At 54.9% G+C, this 5,123-nt stretch carries 4 protein-coding genes; 3 read left to right on the forward strand and 1 reads right to left on the reverse strand.

What is annotated here, in order from left to right:
- Window positions 1-99: 99 nt before the first annotated feature.
- On the forward strand, window positions 100-783 hold the full coding sequence (locus I5W_RS01615) for a hypothetical protein (RefSeq protein ID WP_252716854.1): 684 nt from the start codon (window positions 100-102) through the stop codon (window positions 781-783).
- 176 nt (window positions 784-959) lie between these two features.
- Window positions 960-1,145 carry a hypothetical protein gene (locus tag I5W_RS01620; RefSeq protein ID WP_044527934.1) on the forward strand — a complete coding sequence of 62 codons (186 nt, stop codon included), beginning with the start codon at window positions 960-962 and terminating at the stop codon, window positions 1,143-1,145.
- Between the two features lie 61 nt (window positions 1,146-1,206).
- On the opposite strand, the gene I5W_RS01625 is transcribed toward I5W_RS01620, so the two are convergent.
- Window positions 1,207-3,417, reverse strand: a complete 2,211-nt coding sequence (locus I5W_RS01625) for an OsmC domain/YcaO domain-containing protein (RefSeq protein ID WP_044527935.1) — start codon at window positions 3,415-3,417, stop codon at window positions 1,207-1,209.
- A gap of 677 nt (window positions 3,418-4,094) precedes the next feature.
- Between I5W_RS01625 and I5W_RS01630 the strand changes: the two genes are divergently transcribed.
- Window positions 4,095-4,463 carry a hypothetical protein gene (locus I5W_RS01630; protein ID WP_252716855.1) on the forward strand — a complete coding sequence of 123 codons (369 nt, stop codon included), beginning with the start codon at window positions 4,095-4,097 and terminating at the stop codon, window positions 4,461-4,463.
- Window positions 4,464-5,123 lie beyond the last annotated feature (660 nt).

Below are 5,123 nucleotides of genomic sequence, written 5' to 3' on the forward strand. Positions count from 1 at the left end.
CAGCGTTACATGTGGTCGAGTCCGGTGCAATAACTTGTTAAGATGCGGTCGGATCTTTTTCTTCCCCCGCGTCCACCCCGACTCTCCATGGATCATCCGATGATTGCTGCCATCGTTCACGCATTGGATGTCTACTCCATAACCGGGATGAATTTCTATGCACGCGCATTCACCGAATTTTCCTTGCAATGGATGATTCCCGATGAGAAAAATGAATACCCATCCCGCCTTGAAGACCTCGAAGTATACTCAGGAAATATTGATAACACGGTAGACAAACATGGCATTGCAGGACGGTGGGATGACTTTTGCCTCACCCTTGAAGCACAGCGATTTGCCGACGTCTTCGCGAATGCAAACGAACTACGTCTTCGCCTCGACATCACCTCGCAAAGCGGCATGGTGCCAGCTCGGACAGGGGTTTATTTGCCATTGGATGATCCCCATGGCACTCCTCAATTTTGCTGGACCGGCGAGCCTTCGGGGGAACTCAAGAAGTGCAGCACGTTTAACGATCTTGGACTGGACGCGCTAGCAAGTGTCGGTCGTCAGGCTCTGTGGCTAGATGATCACCGCATGAATCAATTCGTGCAAAGACACCTTCAAGATCCTCGCCTGATGGGAGATCCATACTTCAAGGAAAGTGTAAGTAAACCCAAGCTGACTCCAAGTTTGGTAGCTCGACAAGCTTTCACATCGCGTTCCTGTGAGTGGGTCTATGTAGAACAACTTCACGGACAGCCTATCGACTGGTCAGAAAATCCCCCCCATGCTGGCACCTAAACAATCCCAAGTTCGCAGCGCGACATCGCCCTCAGGCCACCAGATAGCGATCAGGACTGAATGCGGCACAGAGAGGACAACATCCCCCCGGCTCCTTGCCTAAAGCCTTCGATATGAACATTCAAGACATGACGCCCCTCTAAAAGCGGGCTCTGGGGTTGGCCATTTCAATCGATATGAACGTTAACGACATGATCCATTTCCCCGGGCACATCGATCCACAAGAAATCTACCTCCTGGAGCGCTATACCTCTGCCACCTATCTCGGCCAGTTGCGCGACAGCTGGCAAGACATGCAGGAGCCCGAGGTTCACTTGCTGCGCCGGACACTTGGACTATCTCCCCCCAAGGTCACGACCTGAATGCTCAGGATTTTCGTGGCAGCCTTTGGTAGGTTGTCGGTCCGGGAGAAGATGAGTCGCATCAAGCCACAGCGGCAGCTTGCGCAAACCTGGCGCGCGCCTTGTGCAGCTTGCGGTAGCTATCGAGCAAGCGTTGATGACGATCCAGTCCTTCGAGTTTCATGCTGGTCGGCGTCAAGCCAAAGAAGCGCACGCTGCCTGTCACCGATCCGATGGCCGCGTCCATGCGCTCGTTGCCGAACATGCGGCGGAAATTGGTCTCGTAGTCAGCCAGTTCCAGCGCATCGTCCAGCTCCACTTCCAGCACGACATTCAAGGCTTGGTAGAACAGACCGCGTTCGACCGAGTTGTCGTTGTACTGCAGGAAGGCGCCGACCAGTTCATGCGCCTCTTCGAACTGCTGCAGGGCCAGATGGATCAGCAGCTTCAGTTCAAGCACGGTGAGCTGGCCCCAGACGGTGTTTTCATCGAAGTCGATACCGATCAGGGTGGCGATGTCCGAGTACTCATCCAGCTCGTTGTTCTCCAGACGGTCGAGCAAGGCAGCCAGCGCCTCATCGTCCAGGCGATGCAGGTTCAAGATGTCCTCGCGGAACAGCAGCGCCTTGTTGGTGTTGTCCCAGATCAGGTCTTCCACCGGATAGACCTCGGAATAGCCCGGCACCAGGATGCGGCAAGCCGTGGCACCCAGTTGATCGTACACGGCGACGTAGGCTTGCTTGCCCATCTGCTCCAGAATACCGAACAAGGTAGCCGCCTCTGCAGCGTTGGAATCCTCGCCCTGGCTGGTGAAATCCCATTCGACGAATGCGTAGTCCGACTTGGCGCTGAAGAAGCGCCACGACACGATGCCGGAAGAATCGATGAAGTGCTCCACGAAATTGTTGGGCTCGGTCACCGCATTGCTCTCGAAGGTCGGCTGCGGCAGGTCGTTGAGGCCTTCGAAGCTGCGCCCTTGCAGCAGTTCAGTCAGGCTGCGCTCCAGCGCCACCTCAAAGCTCGGGTGCGCGCCGAACGAGGCAAAGACCCCGCCTGTGCGCGGGTTCATCAAGGTCACGCACATCACCGGATAGACGCCGCCCAGCGAAGCATCCTTGACCAGCACCGGGAAGCCCTGCTCTTCCAGCCCCTGAATGCCCGCCACGATGCCGGGGTATTTCGCCAGGACTTCCTGGGGGACGTCGGGCAGGCAGATCTCGCCTTCCAGGATCTCCCGCTTGACCGCCCGCTCGAAGATCTCCGACAGGCACTGCACCTGGGCTTCGGGCAGGGTATTGCCGGCACTCATGCCGTTGCTGACGAAGAGGTTTTCTACCAGGTTGGAGGGGAAATACACCACTTCGCCGTCCGACTGACGTACATAAGGCAGCGCGCAGATGCCGCGCTCGGCGTTGCCGGAATTGGTATCGATCAGGTGCGACGCGCGCAGCTCGCCGTCCGCGTTGTAGATCTCCAGGCAATACGCATCCAGGATTTCCTTGGGCAGCTTGTCTGCGCGAGCGGGCTTGAACCAGCGCTCGTTGGGGTAATGCACGAACTCGGCATTGGCGATCTCCTCGCCCCAGTAGGAACCGGCATAGAAGTGGTTGTTGCTGATGCGTTCGATGTACTCGCCCAGGGCCGAGGCCAGCGCGCTTTCCTTGGTGGCGCCCTTGCCGTTGGTGAAGCACATCGGCGAATGCGCGTCGCGGATATGCAGCGACCACACATTGGGAATGATGTTGCGCCAGGAAGCGATCTCGATCTTGATGCCCAGTTCGGCCAGCAAGCCCGACATGTTGGCGATGGTCTGCTCCAGGGGCAAGTCCTTGCCCAGGATGTGGGTGCTCACGCCGGCTTCGGGCTTGAGGGTCAGCAAGGATTGCGCATCGGCGTCCAGGCTTTCCACTTCCTCGATGACGAATTCCGGCCCCTGCTGCACCACCTTCTTGACGGTACAGCGCTCGATCGAGCGCAGGATGCCGCGGCGGTCTGCCTCTTCGATGTCGGCCGGCAGTTCGACCTGGATCTTGAAGGTCTGCTGGTAGCGGTTTTCCGGGTCCACGATATTGTTCTGGGACAGCCGGATGTTCTCGGTCGAGATATTGCGCGTATTGCAGTACAGCTTCACGAAGTAAGCCGCGCACAGCGCCGATGAGGCCAGGAAGTAATCGAAGGGGCCAGGCGCCGAGCCGTCTCCCTTGTAGCGGATGGGCTGATCGGCGATGACGGTGAAGTCGTCGAACTTGGCTTCAAGACGCAGCTTGTCGAGGAAGTTGACTTTGATTTCCATGGCGAGATTCCGATAATGAACCGAAGACTAGGCTGAAACGAGCCTGACGGGAGCCGGCCGCTACAGCGGCCCATAAGATTGTTGTGACGACAGCGATGGCCGTTGAGCGGGTCTATCGGTCGTCGCGCAAGAGAGCCTCGATGATAGCCTAGTGACATTGCCCCGTACTTCGTGACCGGGTGGAGCACTCAACAAATCCTGCGACTCATGTCGGGTAAGTATTCTGGAAGCGCAAAATTGCGAAGCAAAAGAAAAACGGCTCACATCGCTGTGAGCCGCTTCGGTATTGTTGCTGGCTGCAGGACTTGAACCCGCCACCCCCTGATACAAGTCCGGCGCGAATTTCAATTATATCAAAGACTTAGCTCATTTTTTTGCTTCGCAATCAAGAAATTCAGCGCCTCGCAAGTCCTTATTGGGCCTCCCTCGCTCGGCGATTGCGAAGCGGAATTTTCATTGCCAGATGCGAATGTTTGCTACAGTTGCCGATGTCCGCAATCGGCCGGAAGCGGACCACTAAGAGAAGCACTCCAATCGACGGACTCCATGGAAAGTTACATCAATGTGAACTTGCTCGGGGCCGTACATTCCAGTGATGAGCAGGTGTTCATCAGAAGGACGGCGGGAATGATTCGTCAAGCTACCACGTCCGCCATCGGCAGATGGCGGGAGTTTGCTTGGTACTACTGGCAAATGCCCTGAAATCTGACTTCTCATTTCCAATGAAGACAAAAATTGGACTGGTCCTTGCGACTCTCTTTATAGCGATTCAATGGCTGACAGTAGTGAGCTTCATGGATCACTCCTATTCCTGGTGGTTGAAGGCGGGGGATCGGGTCGTCACGGCCGGGATCGACGGCACCATCTTCTTCACGATTTGCTCGGGGTTCGCCATCCTGTTCCTAACAAAGATGAATGACAAATTCCAACAAGCTCGGTCAGCTCTTCGTTATCTGAGCCAAATCCTAATGTTGATGGGATTGGCCGGCGTGTTGGTATTTTGGGGAATGATCTTTTCTGCAATCGTTCTGCTTGTGAATCGCTGAAGGCATCTGGTATCGCCCAAAAGCGGCCTTTTTATTCAGTCATTCAGAGGGCAGAAAACAATGGAAAACCTTACCCCCAAGGACTGGTGGAGTTCGAGGCGCTCGTTATTTAACCGAATATTGTTGTCGGCTGCTCCGGTATCTTTTTTTTCTTTACTCGTTGTATGGTGGGTATTTGAGTCACGCCTACCGTGTTTGGAAATAACGCTGCCCAGCCTTTTTCTAGGGGGAATATTTTTCCTCTTCTTTTTGACTCTCGCTAACGTTTTCTATTATCTAGGTCCGCTTACGGAATCGCTTATTTCCCCGGTAAGGGTATTGCGGTTCCGAAGAAGTGCTTTCGCCGCCGGAATATTGCTATGCGTTACATTTATATTTTTCCCGGTTATCGGAAATCTTGTAGCTGCTTGGGCATGGTCATCCAGTGAAGCTGCCTGCGCTATGTAGGGACTCCCGCAACCGGCCAGAAGCAGGCATCCAGCAGTACTGAGTACATTGCTTCTAAAAAGGAGAAACTATTGGATATTGACCTTGAAACGTGGTTACTTGATGCTGGCGGCCTTGTTATTCAGAAAATGGCCGAACAGGGTGCAAGTGCTCTATCTGCACCTGAACGTGCTGTTCACTGGATGTGGTTAATCGACTATTCAGTCCGAAATG

Source organism: Herbaspirillum sp. B65, from assembly GCF_000333555.1.
GTDB lineage: Bacteria > Pseudomonadota > Gammaproteobacteria > Burkholderiales > Burkholderiaceae_D > Herbaspirillum > Herbaspirillum rubrisubalbicans.